This is a genomic window from Kitasatospora sp. NBC_00240, assembly GCF_026342405.1.
Lineage (GTDB): Bacteria > Actinomycetota > Actinomycetes > Streptomycetales > Streptomycetaceae > Kitasatospora.
In genome coordinates this window covers 5,735,349-5,753,648 of record NZ_JAPEMU010000001.1, presented here as the reverse complement: position 1 = coordinate 5,753,648, position 18,300 = coordinate 5,735,349, and the positions used below count along the sequence as shown (strand labels likewise).

Sequence of the window (18,300 nt, the reverse complement as noted above, 5' to 3'; positions counted from 1 at the left end):
TCCCGGCGGGGCGCTGACCGTTGTTCAGCGGACGGTGCCTCAGCCCAGGTGGGTGCGCACGACCTCGGCCAGCCGCTCGGCGACGGCCTTCGCCTGGACCTGGTCCGCGGCCTCGACCATCACCCGGACCAGCGGCTCGGTGCCCGACGGGCGCAGCAGCACCCGGCCGGTGCCGCCGAGCTCGGCCTCGGCCTCGGCGACGGCGGCGGTCAGCTCGGGGCAGCTGTCCACCCGGCTCTTGTCGACACCCTTGACGTTGATCAGGAGCTGCGGCAGCCGGGTCATCACGGCCGCGAGGTCCGCCAGCGGCTGCTTGGTGGCGGCGAGCCGCGCACCCAGCATCAGGCCGGTCAGGGTGCCGTCGCCGGTGGTGGCGTGGTCCAGCAGGATGACGTGGCCGGACTGCTCACCGCCGAGCGCGAAGCCGTGCTGCTTCATCTCCTCCAGCACGTAGCGGTCGCCGACCGCGGTCTGGACGAGGTCGATGCCCTCGCGCTCCATGGCCAGCTTGAAGCCCAGGTTGGACATCACGGTGGCGACCGCGGTGTTGCCGCGCAGTGTGCCGGCCTCCCGCATGGCGACCGCCAGGATGGCGATGATCTGGTCGCCGTCCACCTCGTTGCCGTCGGCGTCGGCGGCCAGGCAGCGGTCGGCGTCGCCGTCCAGGGCGATGCCGAGGTCGGCCTTGTGCTCCGTCATCGCCGCGCGGAGCTTGTCCAGGTGGGTGGAGCCGACACCGTCGTTGATGTTGAGGCCGGTGGGCTCGGCACCCAGGGTGTGGACGACCTCGGCGCCGGCCCGGGCGAACGCCTCCGGGGCGACGTAGGCGGCGGCGCCGTGCGCGCCGTCGATGACGACCTTGACGCCGTCCAGGCGGTTGGGCAGCACGCCGATCAGATGGGCGACGTACTTGTCGAAGCCCTCGGTGTACTCGCGCACCCGGCCGACGGCCGCGCCGGTGGGCCGCTTCCACTCCTCGCCGGCGCCTTCGCGGTAGCGGTGGTAGTGCGCCTCGATGGCGTCCTCGATGCGGTCGTCCAGCTTGTGACCGCCGCGGGCGAGGAACTTGATGCCGTTGTCGGGCATCGCGTTGTGGCTGGCGGAGAGCATCACGCCGAGGTCGGCGCCGAGCGCGCCGGTCAGGTACGCCACCGCCGGCGTCGGCAGCACGCCGACCCGCAGGACGTCGACGCCCGCGCTCGCCAGGCCGGCGATGACGGCGGCCTCCAGGAACTCACCGGACGCCCGGGGATCGCGGCCGACCACGGCGACCGGACGGTGCCCGTCGAATGCGCCCGCGTCACCGAGAACATGCGCGGCGGCCACCGAGAGGCCCAGGGCCAGTTCGGCCGTCAGGCCTTCGTTGGCCACACCGCGTACGCCGTCCGTACCGAAGAGTCGTCCCACTGTCCTGTCCTCCATTGCCGCTGCTGGCAGTCATCCTGTTGAATCCCCGCCCACCGCACAACGGCCGGGGAACACGACGCCCCGGAGTACACGAGGTACTCCGGGGCGTATGAGCGCTTCCAGGGGCGCGCACCACCAGGGCGGTACGCACCCCTGGGGGCGCGACTAGCGCTTGCTGTACTGCGGCGCCTTGCGGGCCTTCTTGAGACCGGCCTTCTTGCGCTCGACGGCACGCGCGTCACGCATCAGGAAACCGGCCTTCTTGAGGGCGGCGCGGTTGTTGTCCACGTCCGCCTCGTTCAGGGCACGGGCAACGCCGAGGCGCAGCGCGTAGGCCTGACCGGAGACGCCGCCACCCGAGATGCGGGCGACAACGTCGTAGCGGCCGTCGAGCTCAAGCAGCTTGAAGGGCTCGTTGACGGTCTGCTGGTGCACCTTGTTGGGGAAGTAGTTCTCCAGGGTGCGACCGTTGATCTTCCAGACGCCGGTGCCCGGGACGATGCGCACGCGGGCGATCGCCTCCTTGCGACGGCCGAGGCCGGCGCCCGGGGTGGCCTCGCCGAAGCGGCCGGCCAGCGACTCGGAGGTGTAGCTCTCCTCGGAGGTGTACTCGCCCTCGACGACGGTCTCGTCGAAGTCGACCTCAAGGGTTTCAGTGGTCTCGGCCACGGTGTTCCTCAGCTCCTGCTAATTGGGATGGGGTTTTGGTGGCCGGACTTACTGCTGCGCGACCTGGGTGATCTCGAACGGCACCGGCTGCTGGGCAGCGTGCGGGTGCTGGTCGCCCGAGTAGACCTTCAGCTTCGAGAGCATCTGGCGGCCCAGGGTGTTCTTCGGGATCATGCCCTTGATGGCCTTCTCGACGGCCTTCTCCGGGTTCTTGTCCAGGAGGTCGTCGTAGCGCACCGAGCGGAGACCGCCCGGGAAACCGCTGTGGCGGTAGGCCAGCTTCTGGGTCTTCTTGTTACCCGAGAGGTGCACCTTGTCCGCGTTGATGATGATGACGAAGTCACCAGTGTCAACGTGCGGCGCGTAGATCGCCTTGTGCTTGCCCCGGAGGAGGTTGGCGGCCTGGGAGGCCAGGCGGCCGAGCACGACGTCGGTCGCGTCGATGACGTGCCACTGACGCTGGACGTCGCCGGGCTTGGGGCTGTACGTACGCACGGTCGTAGCCTTCGCTTTTCAGTGAGTGAGTCCTGACAGGAGCACCTGAACGAGAAGAACAGCCTGGCTCGCCTTGGACGCAATTCAAGGGGAGCCGCTGATCGTCGGCCGGGTGTCTCCGGCGTACCGACCTCTCACGTGAGATGGAGCGAGCCAATACGCACAACAAGCGCCCAGCCTACCGGGCACATCGGTGGGGGTCAAAAACGCCCGCCCGCCGCCAGGTGGGCGGCGGGCGGGCGGGCGCTCCCGAAAGGCCCCGGAACCGGCGGAAACCGGGCTCGGGCCGGGCTGGAGCGGCGGGCCGGATCAGCGGTCGCGGACGACCCTGGCCTCGTCCCAGACCGGCTCCGGGGCCTCGTAGACCCGGCCGTCGGAGCCGAACACCAGGAACCGGTCGAAGCTCCGGGCGAACCAGCGGTCGTGGGTGACGCAGAGCACCGTGCCCTCGAAGGCCTCCAGGCCCTCCTGCAGCGCCTCGGCGCTCTCCAGGTCCAGGTTGTCGGTCGGCTCGTCCAGCAGCAGCGCCGTGACCCCGGAGAGCTCCAGCTTGAGGATCATCAGCCGGGCCTGCTGGCCACCGGACAGCGACTCGAACTTCTGCTCCTCCTGGCGGTCCAGCTCGTAGCGGCGCAGCGCGCCCATCGCGGCCCCGCGGCTGAGCGCGTGCTCCTGCTCGACGATCGACCGCACCGTCCGCCCGAACAGCTCCGGGTGGGCATGGGTCTGCCGGAAGTGGCCGGGGACGACCCGGGCGCCGAGCTTCCAGCTGCCGGTGTGCTTCACCGACCCGTCGCCGGCCAGCATCCGCAGGAAGTGCGACTTGCCGGAGCCGTTGGAGCCGAGCACCGCGACCCGCTCCCCGTAGAAGACCTCCAGGTCGAAGGGCTTCATCAGGCCGGTCAGTTCCAGGTTCTCCAGGGTGAGCGAGCGCACACCGGTCCGGCCGCCCTTGAGCCGCATGGAGATGCTCTGCTCGCGCGGCGGCTCCTCCGGCCGGCCGGCCTCCTCGAACTTCTTCAGCCGGGTCTGCGCGGCCGCGTAGCGGGTGGCGAGGGCGTGGCTGACCGAGGCCGCCTGGCGGAGGTTGACCACCAGCTTCTTCAGCTTGGCGTGCTCCTCGTCCCAGCGGCGGCCGAGCTCCTCGAAGCGGGCGAAGCGCTCCTTGCGGGCCTCGTGGAAGGAGTCGAAGCCGCCACCGTGCACCCAGACGCTGCTGCCGCCGCCACCGAAGCCGGACTCCACGGCGATGATCTTCTCCGCCGTCCGGGAGAGCAGCTCGCGGTCGTGCGAGATGTACAGCACGGTCTTGGAGGTGGACTTGATGGCCTCCTCCAGCCAGCGCTTGCCGGGGACGTCCAGGTAGTTGTCCGGCTCGTCGAGCAGCAGGACCTCCTCCGGGCCGCGCAGCAGCGCCTCCAGCACCAGCCGCTTCTGCTCGCCGCCGGAGAGGGTGTTCAGCCCGCGGAACTGCGCCCGGTCGAAGGGCATCCCCAGGGCCGCCATGGTGCAGACGTCCCAGTCGGTCTCGTAGTCGTAGCCGTCGGCGTCCGCCCAGTCGGAGAGCGCCTGGGCGTACGCCATCTGGGTCTTCTCGTCGTCCTGCGCCATCATCGCCAGCTCGGCCGCGTCCACCGCCTTGGCGGCCTTGGCGATCCTGGGCGGCGCGACGGAGACCAGCAGGTCCCGTACCGAGGCGTCCGGGGGCAGCGCGCCCGGCGTCTCGCGCTGGTCCTCCCGGCCGGTGGTGCCGACGAACTGGCGCATCACGCCGAGCCCGCCGCTGATCGTGACGCTGCCGCCGTGGGACTGGATGTCCCCGGCGATCATGCGCAGCAGGGTGGTCTTGCCGGCCCCGTTGGCGCCCACCAGGGCGACCGCGGAGCCCTCCCCCACCCGGAAGGACGCGTCGTCGAACAACACCCGCCCGTCCGGCAGGTAGTACTCAAGGTGCGAAATCTCGACGTGTCCCATATGGCGGATTTTGCCAAGAGAACGGCCTGTGGCCCAAACGGATTAGAACGGCCGGCCCGCGGCGGCCGGACGAAGGAGCGGCGCCCGCTCCTAGCCCCCGGCCGGCCGGGGCTGCCCGGGCAGGGTGCGCATCCGGCGGGCGGCGCGATTGCGCTCGGCCAGCTGGTCGTCGGCCGGGTAGCCGACCTCCTCCAGGGTCAGCCCGTACGGCCGGATCACGTTGACGGCGGAGTTCCGCACCCCGCCGGCCAGCACCTCGCCGGGGAACTCCACCGGCCGGTGCCCGTCGCCGACCAGCAGCATCGCGCCGACCAGGGCGCGCACCATGTTGTGGCAGAAGGCGTCCGCGCGGACGGTGGCGACCGCCAGCGAGCCCGCCACGCCGGCGGTGTGGCTGTCCGCCGGCACCCGCTCCCAGTACAGGTCCAGCAGGGTCCGGATGGTCGTGGCGCCCTCGCGCTTCTTGCAGTACGCGGCGAAGTCGTGCTCGCCGAGCAGCAGGGCGGCGGCCTCGTTCATCCGGTCCACGTCGAGCGGGCGGTCGTGCCAGAGGACGTGCCCGCGCAGCAGCGGGTCCACCCCGCCCTGGTGGTCGGCGACCCGGTAGGCGTACCGGCGCCAGATCGCCGCGAAGCGGGCGTCGAAGCCGGCCGGCGCCTCGGTCAGCCGGTAGATCCGGACGTCCCCCGGCAGCCGGCCGGCCAGCCGGCGCAGCAGCTTGTCGCCGTGCGCGGCCCAGAGCTCGGCCGGCAGGTCCACGTGGGCGACCTGGCCGCGGGCGTGCACACCGGCGTCGGTGCGCCCGGCCACCGTGAGGTCGTAGGTCTCCTCGCTGCGGGTGACGACCTTCAGGGCACTCTCGATCTCGCCCTGGACGGTGCGCCGCCCCGGCTGGCGGGCCCAGCCGGAGAAGTCGGCCCCGTGGTACGCGAGATCGAGCCGGATCCGGACCGTCCCCTCGGCGGGGCCGTCCGGGCGGGGGCCTGCGGTCTCGGCACATTCCTTGAGCACTGCTGCTACTCCAGTCGGGCTGCTGCTCCGGTCGGGACGAAAAGAACGGGCCCGTTCCCCCAGCAGAACTGGGGGAACGGGCCCGTCCGACACCTCAGGGTGTTCAGGCGGTCTCGACCTCGGGGGTCTCGTCAGCCTTGGTCTCGGCGGCCTGCTCGGCCTCCTTGACGGCGCGCTTGGTGGCACCCTCGGCCTCGCCGACGGCGGTCTGCGCGACGGTCAGGGCCTCGACCAGCTCGATCACGGCCATCGGGGCGTTGTCGCCACGACGGGGACCGATCTTGGTGATGCGGGTGTAGCCACCGGGGCGGTTCTCGTAGCGCGGCGCGATCTCGGTGAAGAGGGTGTGCAGCACGGAGACGTCGGTGATCGTCTTGCGGACGATGCGACGGTTGTGGATGTCGCCGACCTTCGCCTTGGTGATCAGCTTCTCCGCCAGCGGGCGCATCCGACGGGCCTTGGCCTCGGTCGTGGTGATGCGGCCGTACTGGAAGAGCTCCCGGCAGAGGCCGGCGAGCAGCAGCGGCTCGTGGTGCGGGCCGCCGCCGAGGCGGGCACCCTTCGCGGGACGGGGCATGGTAGCTCCTTAAATCTCCGAATCCGGCCGTGTCAGGTACCGGAACGGGCGGCCGGGCACGGTTGCCCGGACGGCTTAGCGTGGGCCCAAGGGCCCGGTGTGCATCGAACAGGGGCGGCCCGGTGGGCCGCCCCCGCCCAAAATCAGTACTGCTCGGTCTCCGCGTAACCCGCGTCGTCCAGGTCGTCGGCGCCGAAGGCGTCGGCGGCGGCGGTCGGGTCGAATCCGGGCGGGCTGTCCTTGAGGGCCAGGCCCATGCCGGCCAGCTTCGCCTTGACCTCGTCGATCGACTTCGCACCGAAGTTGCGGATGTCGAGCAGGTCGGCCTCGGAGCGGGCGACGAGCTCACCCACGGTGTGGATGCCCTCGCGCTTGAGGCAGTTGTACGACCGAACGGTGAGCTCGAGCTCCTCGATCGGCAGCGCCAGGTCGGCGGCCAGGGCGGCGTCCGTGGGGGACGGGCCCATGTCGATGCCCTCGGCGTCGATGTTCAGCTCGCGGGCGAGACCGAACAGCTCCACCAGGGTCTTGCCGGCCGAGGCCATGGCGTCACGGGGGCGCATGGCGGGCTTGGTCTCGACGTCGACGATGAGCTTGTCGAAGTCGGTCCGCTGCTCGACACGGGTGGCCTCGACCTTGTAGGTGACCTTCAGCACGGGGCTGTAGATCGAGTCGACCGGGATACGGCCGATCTCCTGGCCGGAAGCCTTGTTCTGGACGGCGGAGACGTAGCCGCGACCGCGCTCGACGGTCAGCTCCATCTCCAGCTTGCCCTTGCCGTTGAGCGTGGCGAGAACCAGCTCGGGGTTGTGCACCTCGACACCGGCCGGGGGCGCGATGTCGGCGGCGGTGACCACACCCGGGCCCTGCTTGCGCAGGTACATCACGACCGGCTCGTCGTGCTCCGAGGAGACGACCAGCTGCTTGATGTTGAGGATGAGGTCGGTGACGTCCTCCTTGACGCCCGGCACGGTGGTGAACTCGTGCAGGACACCGTCGACCCGGATGCTGGTGACAGCGGCGCCGGGGATCGAGGAGAGGAGCGTGCGGCGGAGCGAGTTGCCGAGGGTGTAGCCGAAGCCCGGCTCCAGCGGCTCGATCACGAACCGCGAGCGGAATTCGTCGACGACCTCTTCGGTCAGCGAGGGACGCTGAGCGATCAGCATGTTTTCAGATCCTCCAGTTGTCTTCGGCACCCACTATTTGATGCCGAACAGAACCAGCGTACGGGGTCCTGTCGGAAACAGGACCCCGTACGCGGTGTCGTGCTGTGGCGCGGGGAGAGCCCCGCAACACCCTGCCCGAAGGCGCTGCGTCAGACGCGGCGGCGCTTCGGCGGACGGCAGCCGTTGTGCGGGGTGGGGGTGACGTCCTGGATCGAGCCGACCTCCAGGCCGGTGGCCTGGAGCGAGCGGATCGCGGTCTCGCGGCCGGAGCCCGGACCCTTCACGAAGACGTCGACCTTGCGCATGCCGTGCTCCTGCGCGCGACGGGCAGCGGCCTCGGCGGCCATCTGCGCGGCGAACGGGGTGGACTTGCGCGAGCCCTTGAAGCCGACGTGGCCGGCGGAGGCCCAGGAGATCACGTTGCCCGCGGGGTCCGTGATCGAGACGATCGTGTTGTTGAACGTGCTCTTGATGTGGGCGTGCCCGTGAGCGACGTTCTTCTTCTCCTTGCGGCGCACCTTCTTGGCGCCGGCAGCCTGACGACCCTTGGGGGGCATAAGTCTGTTTCTCCTACTGAGGTGGTCGGTCCGCTAACCCGCGGGCCGGAGGGATGTCCGGTTACGGGACGGACTACTTCTTGCCGGGCTTCTTCTTGCCGGCAATCGCGCGACGCGGGCCCTTGCGGGTACGCGCGTTGGTGTGGGTGCGCTGACCGCGGACCGGGAGGCCACGGCGGTGACGCAGACCCTCGTAGCAGCCGATCTCGACCTTGCGGCGGATGTCGGCGGCCACCGAGCGGCGGAGGTCACCCTCGACCGTGTAGTTGGCGTCGATCCACTGCGCGAGCTTCACGAGGTCTTCCTCGGAAATGTCGCGGACCCGGATGTCGGGGTTCACGCCCGTCTCGGCCAGCGACTGCTGGGCGCGGGTACGGCCGATGCCGTAGACGTACGTGAGGGCGATCTCGATCCGCTTTTCGCGGGGGAGATCAACGCCGGCGAGGCGTGCCATTCATGGCTCCTGTGGTTCTTCAGAGGTCTGACGGGCGGCCTACTCCGAAACCTCTCGGCTTGGGAGCCCCGGCCTCTGACCGGGGGTGGCAGTCCGTCCCTCGAGGGACGGATCGGGCAGCCCGCGTATGACGTTTTTCGCGTCGCGCGAAGTACTACGAGAAATGCGGAGCTGGATCAGCCCTGGCGCTGCTTGTGGCGCAGGTTGTCGCAGATCACCATGACCCGGCCGTGACGGCGGATCACCTTGCACTTGTCGCAGATCTTCTTGACGCTCGGCTTGACCTTCATGGTTCAGGTTCTCCGGGTCTAGATCTGACGTTTAACCCTCGCGGAGCGAGGTTGCTACTTGTAGCGGTAGACGATCCGGCCGCGCGTCAGGTCGTAGGGGCTGAGCTCCACCACGACCCGGTCGTCCGGGAGGATGCGGATGTAGTGCATCCGCATCTTTCCGCTGATGTGCGCGAGGACCTTGTGACCGTTCTGCAGCTCAACCTTGAACATGGCGTTCGGGAGAGACTCGATCACGGTGCCCTCGATCTCAATGGCGCCTTGCTTCTTTGCCATGAACTGCGAGATCCACCTTCCGGGACCGGCTACCGTATGCGGCACGCTCGTGCGAACCTGGGTTCACCCCGACCCCGAGGGGAAGAGGGCGTGCTGAAGCACGCTACGAGTGAGCCGACGGTCCATCCTACGCCAGTCGCGCGGGTACGGCCAAAACCGGCGTCACCGCTGCGCCACGAGGACGATCGGCTCGACGTGCGCGGTGCAGGCGGCGCACCGGCGGGCGGCCTCCGGGATCTCGGTCAGGCACTCCGGGCACGGGCGCTTGGGGGCCTTCGGCTTCTTCGGCAGGTAGCGCGCCGTGGCCTTGGTCACGGGCAGCACCACGAAGAAGTAGAGCACCGCGGCGGTCAGCACGAACGCGATCAGCACGTTCAGGAACTGCCCGTACGGGAAGATCACTCCGCCGATGTGGAAGGCGTAGCCCTTGAAGTCGCCGGCCGCGCCCACGGCGACGCCGATCAGCGGGGTCAGGAAGGCCGACACGAAGCCGGTCACCACCCCGGTGAAGGCGGCGCCGATGACGACACCGACCGCCATGTCGACGACGTTGCCGCGCATCATGAAGTCCCGGAAGCCCTTGAGCACCGCTGTCCCCTTTTTTCATCTCATCTGGTAAGCCAGGCAGCTTAGCGAAACATCACCGGGCAGCAAAAAGGACAAAAGCCCGGAAGCGGGGCTTCCGGGCTTTGAGTCCTCGTCAGTGGGGCAATGGCGCAGGTCAGCCCAGCGGGTCCGGCGCGGCGGTGATCCCGAGCTTCGCCAGCTCGGCCTTGCCGCCGTCGAAGGCGGTCAGCACCAGCGGGCCCTGCTCGGTCACGGCCACCGAGTGCTCCCAGTGCGAGGCCCAGGTGCCGTCGTTGGTGACGACCGTCCAGTCGTCCTCCAGCACCGAGGTGTGCGGGGTGCCCAGCGACACCATCGGCTCGATCGCCAGCACGGTGCCCGGGACGAGCTTCGGGCCCTTCCCGCGGCCGCGCTCGACATAGTTCAGCACGTGCGGCTCCATGTGCATCGCGGTGCCGATGCCGTGGCCGCCGTACCCCTCGGTGATGCCCCACTTGCCCTTGGGGGGCAGCGGCTGGCGCCGGATGTAGCCCTCGATCCCCTTGGAGACGTCGACCAGCCGGTTGTTCTTCTTCATCTGGGCGATGCCGGCCCACATCGAACCCTCGGTGACCCGGCTGAGCATCTCCACCTCGGGCCGGACCTCGCCCACCGCGACGGTGATCGCCGCGTCGCCGTGCCAGCCGTCCACGATGGCGCCGCAGTCGATGGAGATGAGGTCGCCCTCCTCCAGCACCCGCTCCCCCGGGATGCCGTGCACGACCTCGTTGTTGACCGAGGCGCAAATCACCCCGGGGAACCACAGGCCGCCGTGGTGGGCCCGGAAGTTGGAGGTGGCGCCGTGGTCGGCGATCACCTTGGCCGCGACGTCGTTCAGCTCCTGGGTGGTCACACCCGGCGCCACCGCCGCCCGGGCGGCCTTGAGCGCCTCTGCCACGACCAGCCCGGCCACCCGCATCTTCGCGATCTGCTCGGGGGTCTTGATCTCCACCATCTGGCCACGCCTTCCCATTGGTCGCCGCCCGGTCCTTGCCGGGCGGCCGTGCACTCGTACCACCGTACGACGCCGTACGGCCGCGCTGCCCCGTCCGGGGCACCGCGGCCGTACGTACGTCGGTCGGGCCCGGCTCGCGCCGGGCCCGCTCGTTACTTCTTCAGCGCCTCGATCGCGCGCTGGGTGACCTCGTCGACCTTGCCCAGCGCGGGGATGGTCGCGACCAGACCCTGCTGCGCGTAGTAGTCGATGATCGGCTCGGTCTCGGTGTGGTAGACCTCGAGCCGGGTGCGCACCTTGTCCTCGGTGTCGTCGGAGCGCTGGTACAGCTCCCCGCCGCACTCGTCGCAGACGCCCTCGGAGGCGGGCGGGTTGTAGTCCACGTGGTAGACGTGGCCGCCGTCGTTGCGGCACAGCCGGCGACCGGCGATGCGCTTGACGACCTCGTCCTCGGGGACCTCCAGGTCGAGCACGCCGTCGAGGGCGATGCCCCACTCGGCGAGGATCTCGTCGAGTGCCTTGGCCTGGGCAAGATTGCGCGGGAAGCCGTCGAGCAGGAAGCCGCCTGCGGCATCCGACTCGGCCATCCGGTCCTTGGCCATGCCGATGGTGACCTCATCCGGCACCAGGCGACCCGCGTCCATGTAGCTCTTGGCCTCGAGCCCCAACTGGGTGCGCTGGCCGATGTTGGCGCGGAACAGGTCGCCGGTGGAGATGTGGGGGATGGACAGGGTCTTGGCGAGCAAGTGCGCCTGAGTACCCTTCCCGGCCCCGGGAGGCCCGACGAGGACGATACGCATCAGCGGAGGAACCCTTCGTAATTGCGCTGCTGGAGCTGGCTCTCGATCTGCTTAACAGTTTCGAGTCCGACGCCGACGACGATGAGCACGCTGGTGCCGCCGAACGGGAAGTTGGTCTGCTGTCCGAAGGCGACCAGGGCGATCATCGGGATCAACGCGATCAGGCCCAGGTAGAGCGAACCCGGCCACGTGATGCGGGTAAGCACGTAGTTCAGGTACTCGGCCGTCGGTCGGCCGGCCCGGATCCCCGGGATGAACCCACCATACTTCTTCATATTGTCCGCAACTTCTTCGGGGTTGAAGGAGATCGCGACGTAGAAGAAGGCGAAGAAGACGATCAGCAGGAAGTAGGTCGCCATGTAGATCGGGTGGTCGCCCTTGACGAAGTTCGTCCTGATCCACGTCGCCCAGCCGGCCTGGCTGCTGGTCAGCTGCACCAGCAGGGCGGGGATGTACAGCAGCGACGAGGCGAAGATGACCGGGATGACACCGGCCTGGTTGACCTTCAGCGGGATGTAGGTCGAGGTGCCGCCGAAGGCGCGGCGCCCGATCATCCGCTTCGCGTACTGGACCGGGATCCGGCGCTGTGCCTGCTCCACGAAGATGACCAGCATCACAACGATCACGCCGACCGCGATGACGGAGAAGAACTCCACCCAGCCGCCGCCGATGGTGCCCGACTTCTTGATCGCCCACATCGAGCCCGGGAAGCCGGCCGCGATGGAGGTGAAGATCAGGATGGACATGCCGTTGCCGATGCCGCGGTCGGTGATGAGCTCACCCAGCCACATGATCACCGAGGTGCCGGCGGTCATCGTGATGACCATGACCGCGATCCGGAACACCGAGGTGTCCGGGACGATCTCGTTGGCGAAGGTGCAACCCGAGAACAGCGCGCCGCTGGAGGCCGTCGCGACGATGCCGGTGCCCTGGAGCACGGCGAGCGCGATGGTCAGGTAGCGGGTGTACTGGGTGATCTTCGCGGTGCCGGCCTGGCCCTCCTTCTTCAGCGCCTCGAGTCGCGGGATCACGACGGTGAGGAGCTGGAGGATGATGCTGGCCGTGATGTACGGCATGATGCCGAGGGCGAAGATCGTCAGCTGCAGCAGCGCGTTGCCGCTGAACAGGTTGACGAGGCCGAACAGGCCGCTGGTCTTGGTCTGGTCCAAACAGGCATTGACTGCTGTGAAACTGACCCCGGGGACGGGGATGTGCGCACCCAGCCGGAACAGCACCATGATGCCCAGCGTGAACAGCAGCTTCTTGCGCAGGTCGGGCGTCTGGAACGCCCGCGCGAACGCACTGAGCACGGTGCCTCCTGCGCCTCCCGCGCGTCGTCGGCGGGAGGGTCGGTCCTGATGGGGGGAGTTTGCGGTCTCGCTCCCCGGCGGACGGGCGCGGACAGAGCTGCGCGAGCCTACAAGGGAACTCCACGGACTCTAACAGTGCACGGCCACTCGACAGAAGCGCGTGCCGCCCCTCCCCCACGCATGGGGTACGGGATGACCGGTTTTGCCATACAAAAGACTTGCCGGTTCTGGATGAGAAATCCGTGTCCGGAGCACCGGAGGGTCCGCCGGGAAATGCGACAGGCCCCGCACCTCCCTTGCGGGAAGTGCGGGGCCCGAGTGTCAGCGGACTCAGATGAGCTCGGTGACGGTGCCGCCGGCGGCGGTGATCTTCTCGGCGGCGGAGCCGGAGACGGCGTCAACCGAAACCTGCAGCGCGACCGAGATGTCGCCGGTGCCGAGCACCTTGACGAGCGAGTTCTTGCGAACCGCGCCCTTGGCGACCAGGTCCTCGACGGTGACCTCTCCACCCTGCGGGTAGAGCTCGGACAGCTTGTCGAGGTTGACCACCTGGAAGGTGATCTTGAACGGGTTCTTGAAGCCCTTGAGCTTCGGCAGACGCATGTGGAGGGGCATCTGCCCACCCTCGAAGCGCGTCGGAACCTGGTAGCGGGCCTTGGTGCCCTTGGTGCCACGACCGGCGGTCTTACCCTTGGACGCCTCGCCACGACCCACGCGGGTCTTGGCGGTCTTGGCACCCGGGGCGGGACGCAGGTTGTGGACCTTCAGCGGAGAGTCCGCCATGTCAGTCAACCTCCTCGACCGTGACGAGGTGACGGACAGTCTGGGCCATCCCGCGGATCTCGGGACGGTCCTCCTTCACGACCACGTCGTTCATCCGCTTGAGACCAAGCGAACGAAGGGTGTCACGGTGGTTCTGCTTGCTACCGATGTAGGACTTGGTCTGCGTGATCTTGAGGCGAGCCATCAGGCGCTCACCCCAGCAGCACGCGCCCGCAGCAGGGCAGCGGGGGCCACGTCCTCCAGCGGCAGGCCACGACGGGCCGCGACCTCTTCGGGGCGCACGAGGCCCTTCAGAGCGGTGACCGTGGCGTGCACGATGTTGATCGCGTTCGAAGAGCCGAGCGACTTCGACAGGATGTCGTGGATGCCGGCGCACTCCAGAACGGCACGCACCGGGCCACCGGCGATAACGCCGGTACCGGGGGCAGCCGGCTTCAGGAGCACGACGCCGGCAGCCTTCTCGCCCTGGATCGGGTGAGGGATGGTGCCCTGGATACGGGGGACCTTGAAGAAGTTCTTCTTGGCCTCCTCAACACCCTTGGCGATGGCGGCCGGAACCTCCTTCGCCTTGCCGTATCCGACACCTACGGTGCCGTCACCGTCGCCCACCACGACCAGCGCGGTGAAGCTGAAACGACGACCACCCTTGACTACCTTGGCGACACGGTTGATCGCGACGACACGCTCGACGTAAGCGCTCTTCTCGACGACGGGGGCGCCGCCGTCGCGCTTACGGTCACGCCGCTCGCCACCGCCGGTGCCGCCGCCGGCGCCGCTACCGCGGCGCTGGGGTCCAGCCATTGGAATTACCTCTCTCGATTACGTCCGTCGACTGAGCCGACGAGCGGCTTAGAAGTCGAGCCCGGCCTCGCGGGCAGCATCGGCCAGAGCGGCGATGCGGCCTGCGTACCGGTTGCCCGCGCGGTCGAAGACGACCGACTCGATGCCGGCGGCCTTGGCGCGCTCGGCGACCAGGGCTCCGACCTTCTTGGCCAGCTCGGTCTTGTCGCCCTCGACGCCCTTGATGGACACGTCGAGGGTGGACGCCGACGCCAGGGTGTGACCCTTGCCGTCGTCGATGACCTGGGCGACCATGTGGCGGTTCGAACGCGTCACAACGAGGCGCGGACGCAGCTCGGTACCGGTGACGCGCTTGCGAACGCGGATCGCGCGGCGCTTACGGGCGGAGGGCTTGTAGGCGTTGCCCTTGCCGATCTTGACAGAAAGACTCATGGCTTACTTACCGCTCTTTCCGACCTTGCGGCGGATGACCTCGCCCGCGTACTTGACGCCCTTGGCCTTGTACGGGTCGGGCTTACGCAGCTTGCGGATCTTGGCCGAAACCTCGCCGACCAGCTGCTTGTCGATCCCGTCCACGTGGAACTTGGTGGGCGACTCGACCACGAAGGAGATGCCCTCCGGGGCCTCGATCAGAATCGGGTGGCTGTAGCCGAGCTGGAACTCCATGTTGGAGCCCTTCGCTGCGACTCGGTAACCAACACCGCTGATCTCCAGCGACTTGCGGTAGCCCGCGGTCACGCCGGTGATCATGTTCGCCACCAGCGTGCGGGAAAGGCCGTGAAGGGCCTTCGACTGACGCTCGTCGTTCGGGCGGGTGACGAGCAGGTTGCCGTCCTCGCCCTTGCCGATCTCGATCGGCGCGGCGACAACGTGGGTGAGGGATCCCTTGGGACCCTTCACCGAGACCGCCTGGCCATCGATGGTGACGTCCACGCCGGCGGGAACCGGGATGGGCAGCCGTCCAATGCGCGACATTGCTGTACCTCCGTTTCCCGAATTACCAGACGTAGGCGAGAACTTCTCCGCCTACGCCCTTCTTGGCGGCCTGCTTGTCAGTGAGGAGACCCGAAGACGTGGAGATGATCGCCACGCCCAGGCCGCCGAGCACCTTCGGCAGGTTGGTGGACTTTGCGTAGACCCGCAGGCCCGGCTTGCTGATCCGCTTGATGCCAGCGATCGAGCGCTCACGGTTGGGGCCGAACTTGAGCTCGATGGTCAGCTTCTTGCCGACCTCGTTCTCCTGCGGCTCCTCAACCTTCCAGGAGGAGATGAAACCCTCCTGCTGCAGGATCTCGGCGACGTGCGCCTTGATCTTGCTGGCCGGCATCGCCACGGTGTCGTGGTACGCCGAGTTCGCGTTACGCAGACGCGTGAGCATGTCTGCGATGGGGTCGGTCATGGTCATGATGGGCCTCAGGCCTCTCTCGCCGTGGTTTCTCCGCGCCAGGTCCCCCCGCCGCACTCCGAGGAGTGCGGGCAGGGGCACAGACGCAGGGGACCTGCGGCGTCGTAAGACTAAGTGCGAGCCCTCCGAAGAGGGTCGTCAGCAGCTACGGAGCTGCCGCGACAGGGGGCCCGACCCCACTACCTTACGGGATTCCGTACGCAGCCCCAAAAAAGGGCTCTGTGGGATCGGGCACCACTGCTTCGCTAGTTGACGAGAACTGCCTGGACTACCAGGAGCTCTTGGTCACGCCCGGCAGCTCGCCGCGGTGGGCCATCTCACGGAGGCACACACGGCAGAGGCCGAACTTGCGGTACACCGAGTGCGGACGACCGCAGCGCTGGCACCGGGTGTAGGCCCGCACGCCGAACTTCGGCTTGCGCTCGGCCTTCGCGATGAGGGACTTCTTCGCCATGTGCGGCTCACGCCTCCTTGAACGGGAAGCCCAGAGCGCGCAGGAGCGCCCGGCCCTCGTCGTCGGTCTGAGCGGTGGTCACGACGGTGATGTCCATACCGCGCTGACGGTCGACCTTGTCCTGGTCGATCTCGTGGAACATAACCTGCTCGGTCAGACCGAAGGTGTAGTTGCCACGGCCGTCGAACTGCTTGGGGGAGAGACCGCGGAAGTCACGGATACGCGGCAGAGCCAGCGACACCAGACGGTCCAGGAACTCCCACATGCGGTCACCACGGAGGGTGACGTGGGTGCCGATCGGCTGGCCCTCACGCAGCTTGAACTGCGCGATGGACTTGCGAGCCTTCGTCACCGCCGGCTTCTGACCGGTGATGGCGGTGAGGTCGCGGATCGCGCCCTCGATCAGCTTGGAGTCGCGGGCGGCCTCGCCCACACCCATGTTGACCACGACCTTGACCAGGCCGGGGATCAGCATGACGTTCTCGTAGGAGAACTCCTCCTTGAGCTGGCCCTTGATCTCGGAGTTGTAACGCTCCTTGAGGCGGGGGGCCACCTTCTCAACGTTCTCGATGGTCGTCTCAGACATCAGATGTCCTCACCGGTTCGCTTGGCAACGCGGATCTTGTTGCCCTCGTCATCGAAGCGGTAACCAACGCGAGTGACGACCTTCTTGCCGTCCTTCTCGACGACCAGCTGCACGTTGGAAACGTGCACCGGGGCCTCGACGGTGACAATGCCACCCTGAGTGCCCTGGCCGGGCTTGGTGTGCTTCTTGACCCGGTTCACACCCTCGACGAGAACCTTGTTGGTCGCGGGCATGGCCTGAATGACCTTGCCCTGCTTCCCGCGGTCCTTGCCGGTGATGACCTGAACCAGGTCACCCTTCTTGATCTTCATGCTGTTCGCCATGGGTTAGAGCACCTCCGGCGCAAGCGAGATGATCTTCATGAACTTCTTGTCACGCAGCTCGCGGCCCACCGGGCCGAAGATGCGGGTTCCACGGGGGTCACCATCGGTGTTCTTCAGAACCACCGCGGCGTTCTCGTCGAACCGGATGTACGAACCGTCGGGACGACGGCGCGACTTCACGGTGCGGACGATGACGCACTTGACGACGTCACCCTTCTTCACCGAACCACCGGGGATCGCGTCCTTGACGGTCGCGACAATGACGTCCCCGATACCGGCGTAGCGGCGACCGGAACCACCGAGAACGCGGATGCAAAGGATTTCCTTTGCGCCCGTGTTGTCGGCGACACGCAGTCGCGACTCCTGCTGGATCACAGCTTTCTCCTGATCGTCAACGAGAGTTGGCGGGCCGGCCGCTGCTCACACCAGCGCTCGCGAGGAGCCTGATGCACATACGGCCGTACCCGGACAACTTCGTTACTTGGCCTTCTCGAGGATCTCGACGACGCGCCAGCGCTTCGTCGCGGACAGCGGGCGGGTCTCCGCGAGGAGAACCCGGTCGCCGATGCCGCAGGCGTTTGCCTCGTCGTGCGCCTTCAGCTTGTTCGTACGGCGGATGACCTTGCCGTACAGAGCGTGCTTGACGCGGTCCTCGACGGCGACGACGACGGTCTTGTCCATCTTGTCGCTGACGACGAGACCCTCACGGGTCTTGCGGAAACCGCGCGTCTCTTCGTTGGTGGTGTTCTCAGTCATCAGGCGTTCTCCACCGTCTCGATGCCCAGCTCGCGCTCGCGCATCAGGGTGTAGATCCGCGCGATGTCCTTACGGACGAGCTTGAGCCGTCCGTGGTTGTCGAGCTGCCCGGTCGCCGCCTGGAAGCGGAGGTTGAACAGCTCCTCCTTGGCCTCACGGAGCTTGGCAACGAGACCCTCGTTGTCCAGCTCGCGAAGCTCAGCAGCCTTGGTGCCGGCCGACATCAGCTCTCACCTGCCTCGCGCCGGATGATCCGGCACTTCATCGGGAGCTTGTGAGCTGCGCGGGTCAGCGCCTCACGAGCCACCTTCTCGTTGGGGTACGACAGCTCGAACATGACCCGACCCGGGTGCACGTTCGCGATCCACCACTCGGGCGAACCCTTACCGGAACCCATGCGGGTCTCGGCCGGCTTCTTGGTGAGCGGACGGTCCGGGTAGATGTTGATCCAGACCTTGCCGCCACGCTTGATGTGACGGGTGACGGCGATACGAGCGGACTCGATCTGCCGGTTCGTCACGTAGGCCGGGGTGACGGCCTGGATGCCGTACTCGCCGAAGGCGAGCTCGGTGCCACCCTTGGCAGCGCCACGGCGCTTCGGGTGGTGCTGCTTGCGGTGCTTGACCCGACGGGGGATCAGCATGT

At 67.9% G+C, this 18,300-nt stretch carries 28 protein-coding genes; all 28 read right to left on the bottom strand.

Translation table 11 applies throughout. The annotated features are described in order from the left end of the window. Window positions 1-39: 39 nt before the first annotated feature. The 28 genes from glmM to rplP all read right to left on the bottom strand — a co-directional run bounded on the left by glmM (window position 40) and on the right by rplP (window position 18,298). Window positions 40-1,407 (bottom strand): phosphoglucosamine mutase, encoded by a 1,368-nt coding sequence (glmM, locus tag OG689_RS24560; RefSeq protein WP_266323040.1) that lies wholly within the window; start codon window positions 1,405-1,407, stop codon window positions 40-42. A 165-nt stretch (window positions 1,408-1,572) separates the two neighbouring features. Then, window positions 1,573-2,076 carry a 30S ribosomal protein S9 gene (rpsI, locus tag OG689_RS24555; protein WP_073924284.1) on the bottom strand — a complete coding sequence of 168 codons (504 nt, stop codon included), beginning with the start codon at window positions 2,074-2,076 and terminating at the stop codon, window positions 1,573-1,575. Window positions 2,077-2,124: 48 nt separating this feature from the next. Then, a complete protein-coding gene (gene rplM / locus OG689_RS24550; protein ID WP_073924285.1) occupies window positions 2,125-2,571 on the bottom strand; it encodes a 50S ribosomal protein L13 in 447 nt (148 codons plus the stop codon). Window positions 2,572-2,880: 309 nt separating this feature from the next. Further along, window positions 2,881-4,545, bottom strand: coding sequence for an ATP-binding cassette domain-containing protein (locus tag OG689_RS24545; RefSeq protein ID WP_266323039.1), 1,665 nt, complete (start codon window positions 4,543-4,545; stop codon window positions 2,881-2,883). A gap of 90 nt (window positions 4,546-4,635) precedes the next feature. Then, window positions 4,636-5,556 (bottom strand): tRNA pseudouridine(38-40) synthase TruA, encoded by a 921-nt coding sequence (gene truA, locus OG689_RS24540; RefSeq protein ID WP_266323038.1) that lies wholly within the window; start codon window positions 5,554-5,556, stop codon window positions 4,636-4,638. A 103-nt stretch (window positions 5,557-5,659) separates the two neighbouring features. Then, on the bottom strand, window positions 5,660-6,133 hold the full coding sequence (rplQ, locus tag OG689_RS24535) for a 50S ribosomal protein L17 (RefSeq protein ID WP_073924288.1): 474 nt from the start codon (window positions 6,131-6,133) through the stop codon (window positions 5,660-5,662). Between the two features lie 143 nt (window positions 6,134-6,276). After that, window positions 6,277-7,299: a DNA-directed RNA polymerase subunit alpha gene (locus OG689_RS24530; RefSeq protein ID WP_030232516.1), complete on the bottom strand. Its 1,023-nt coding sequence runs from the start codon at window positions 7,297-7,299 to the stop codon at window positions 6,277-6,279. 149 nt (window positions 7,300-7,448) lie between these two features. Then, on the bottom strand, window positions 7,449-7,856 hold the full coding sequence (gene rpsK, locus OG689_RS24525) for a 30S ribosomal protein S11 (protein WP_035800872.1): 408 nt from the start codon (window positions 7,854-7,856) through the stop codon (window positions 7,449-7,451). A gap of 73 nt (window positions 7,857-7,929) precedes the next feature. Beyond that, the gene (gene rpsM / locus OG689_RS24520) at window positions 7,930-8,310 is read right to left on the bottom strand and encodes a 30S ribosomal protein S13 (protein WP_073924290.1); all 381 of its coding nucleotides are present in this window, start codon (window positions 8,308-8,310) and stop codon (window positions 7,930-7,932) included. A 176-nt stretch (window positions 8,311-8,486) separates the two neighbouring features. Continuing rightward, window positions 8,487-8,600 carry a 50S ribosomal protein L36 gene (gene rpmJ, locus OG689_RS24515; RefSeq protein ID WP_003956441.1) on the bottom strand — a complete coding sequence of 38 codons (114 nt, stop codon included), beginning with the start codon at window positions 8,598-8,600 and terminating at the stop codon, window positions 8,487-8,489. A 54-nt stretch (window positions 8,601-8,654) separates the two neighbouring features. After that, window positions 8,655-8,876, bottom strand: coding sequence for a translation initiation factor IF-1 (gene infA, locus OG689_RS24510; RefSeq protein WP_003956442.1), 222 nt, complete (start codon window positions 8,874-8,876; stop codon window positions 8,655-8,657). A 162-nt stretch (window positions 8,877-9,038) separates the two neighbouring features. Further along, window positions 9,039-9,464 carry a large conductance mechanosensitive channel protein MscL gene (mscL, locus tag OG689_RS24505; protein ID WP_266323037.1) on the bottom strand — a complete coding sequence of 142 codons (426 nt, stop codon included), beginning with the start codon at window positions 9,462-9,464 and terminating at the stop codon, window positions 9,039-9,041. A 133-nt stretch (window positions 9,465-9,597) separates the two neighbouring features. After that, window positions 9,598-10,437, bottom strand: coding sequence for a type I methionyl aminopeptidase (gene map, locus OG689_RS24500; protein ID WP_266323036.1), 840 nt, complete (start codon window positions 10,435-10,437; stop codon window positions 9,598-9,600). Between the two features lie 152 nt (window positions 10,438-10,589). Beyond that, window positions 10,590-11,237, bottom strand: coding sequence for an adenylate kinase (locus tag OG689_RS24495; protein ID WP_266323035.1), 648 nt, complete (start codon window positions 11,235-11,237; stop codon window positions 10,590-10,592). Beyond that, window positions 11,237-12,547, bottom strand: coding sequence for a preprotein translocase subunit SecY (gene secY / locus OG689_RS24490; protein WP_073924294.1), 1,311 nt, complete (start codon window positions 12,545-12,547; stop codon window positions 11,237-11,239). Before secY ends, OG689_RS24495 begins: the two co-directional genes overlap by 1 nt. A 330-nt stretch (window positions 12,548-12,877) precedes the next feature. Next, complete coding sequence (rplO, locus tag OG689_RS24485) at window positions 12,878-13,330, bottom strand: 50S ribosomal protein L15 (protein WP_266323034.1); 453 nt, start codon at window positions 13,328-13,330, stop codon at window positions 12,878-12,880. Between the two features lies 1 nt (window position 13,331). Then, entirely contained in the window at window positions 13,332-13,514 is a 183-nt protein-coding gene (rpmD, locus tag OG689_RS24480) for a 50S ribosomal protein L30 (protein ID WP_073924296.1), read from the bottom strand. Further along, window positions 13,514-14,131, bottom strand: a complete 618-nt coding sequence (gene rpsE / locus OG689_RS24475; RefSeq protein WP_266323033.1) for a 30S ribosomal protein S5 — start codon at window positions 14,129-14,131, stop codon at window positions 13,514-13,516. The genes rpmD and rpsE overlap by 1 nt, the downstream gene beginning before the upstream one ends. A gap of 48 nt (window positions 14,132-14,179) precedes the next feature. Further along, window positions 14,180-14,563 carry a 50S ribosomal protein L18 gene (gene rplR, locus OG689_RS24470; RefSeq protein WP_266323032.1) on the bottom strand — a complete coding sequence of 128 codons (384 nt, stop codon included), beginning with the start codon at window positions 14,561-14,563 and terminating at the stop codon, window positions 14,180-14,182. 3 nt (window positions 14,564-14,566) lie between these two features. Then, complete coding sequence (gene rplF, locus OG689_RS24465; protein WP_266323031.1) at window positions 14,567-15,106, bottom strand: 50S ribosomal protein L6; 540 nt, start codon at window positions 15,104-15,106, stop codon at window positions 14,567-14,569. A gap of 22 nt (window positions 15,107-15,128) precedes the next feature. Beyond that, window positions 15,129-15,536 carry a 30S ribosomal protein S8 gene (rpsH, locus tag OG689_RS24460; RefSeq protein WP_266323030.1) on the bottom strand — a complete coding sequence of 136 codons (408 nt, stop codon included), beginning with the start codon at window positions 15,534-15,536 and terminating at the stop codon, window positions 15,129-15,131. 268 nt (window positions 15,537-15,804) lie between these two features. Further along, window positions 15,805-15,990 (bottom strand): type Z 30S ribosomal protein S14, encoded by a 186-nt coding sequence (locus OG689_RS24455; protein WP_030393303.1) that lies wholly within the window; start codon window positions 15,988-15,990, stop codon window positions 15,805-15,807. Window positions 15,991-15,997: 7 nt separating this feature from the next. Further along, complete coding sequence (rplE, locus tag OG689_RS24450) at window positions 15,998-16,576, bottom strand: 50S ribosomal protein L5 (protein WP_073924301.1); 579 nt, start codon at window positions 16,574-16,576, stop codon at window positions 15,998-16,000. After that, the gene (gene rplX, locus OG689_RS24445) at window positions 16,576-16,887 is read right to left on the bottom strand and encodes a 50S ribosomal protein L24 (protein ID WP_266323029.1); all 312 of its coding nucleotides are present in this window, start codon (window positions 16,885-16,887) and stop codon (window positions 16,576-16,578) included. The genes rplE and rplX overlap by 1 nt, the downstream gene beginning before the upstream one ends. Before the next feature lie 15 nt (window positions 16,888-16,902). Further along, a complete protein-coding gene (gene rplN / locus OG689_RS24440) occupies window positions 16,903-17,274 on the bottom strand; it encodes a 50S ribosomal protein L14 (protein WP_035800854.1) in 372 nt (123 codons plus the stop codon). A 102-nt stretch (window positions 17,275-17,376) separates the two neighbouring features. Beyond that, window positions 17,377-17,655 (bottom strand): 30S ribosomal protein S17, encoded by a 279-nt coding sequence (gene rpsQ / locus OG689_RS24435; RefSeq protein ID WP_073924302.1) that lies wholly within the window; start codon window positions 17,653-17,655, stop codon window positions 17,377-17,379. Further along, window positions 17,655-17,879 carry a 50S ribosomal protein L29 gene (gene rpmC, locus OG689_RS24430; protein WP_030055825.1) on the bottom strand — a complete coding sequence of 75 codons (225 nt, stop codon included), beginning with the start codon at window positions 17,877-17,879 and terminating at the stop codon, window positions 17,655-17,657. Before rpmC ends, rpsQ begins: the two co-directional genes overlap by 1 nt. Further along, window positions 17,879-18,298: a 50S ribosomal protein L16 gene (gene rplP, locus OG689_RS24425; RefSeq protein ID WP_030055824.1), complete on the bottom strand. Its 420-nt coding sequence runs from the start codon at window positions 18,296-18,298 to the stop codon at window positions 17,879-17,881. The genes rpmC and rplP overlap by 1 nt, the downstream gene beginning before the upstream one ends. Between the last annotated feature and the right edge of the window lie 2 nt (window positions 18,299-18,300).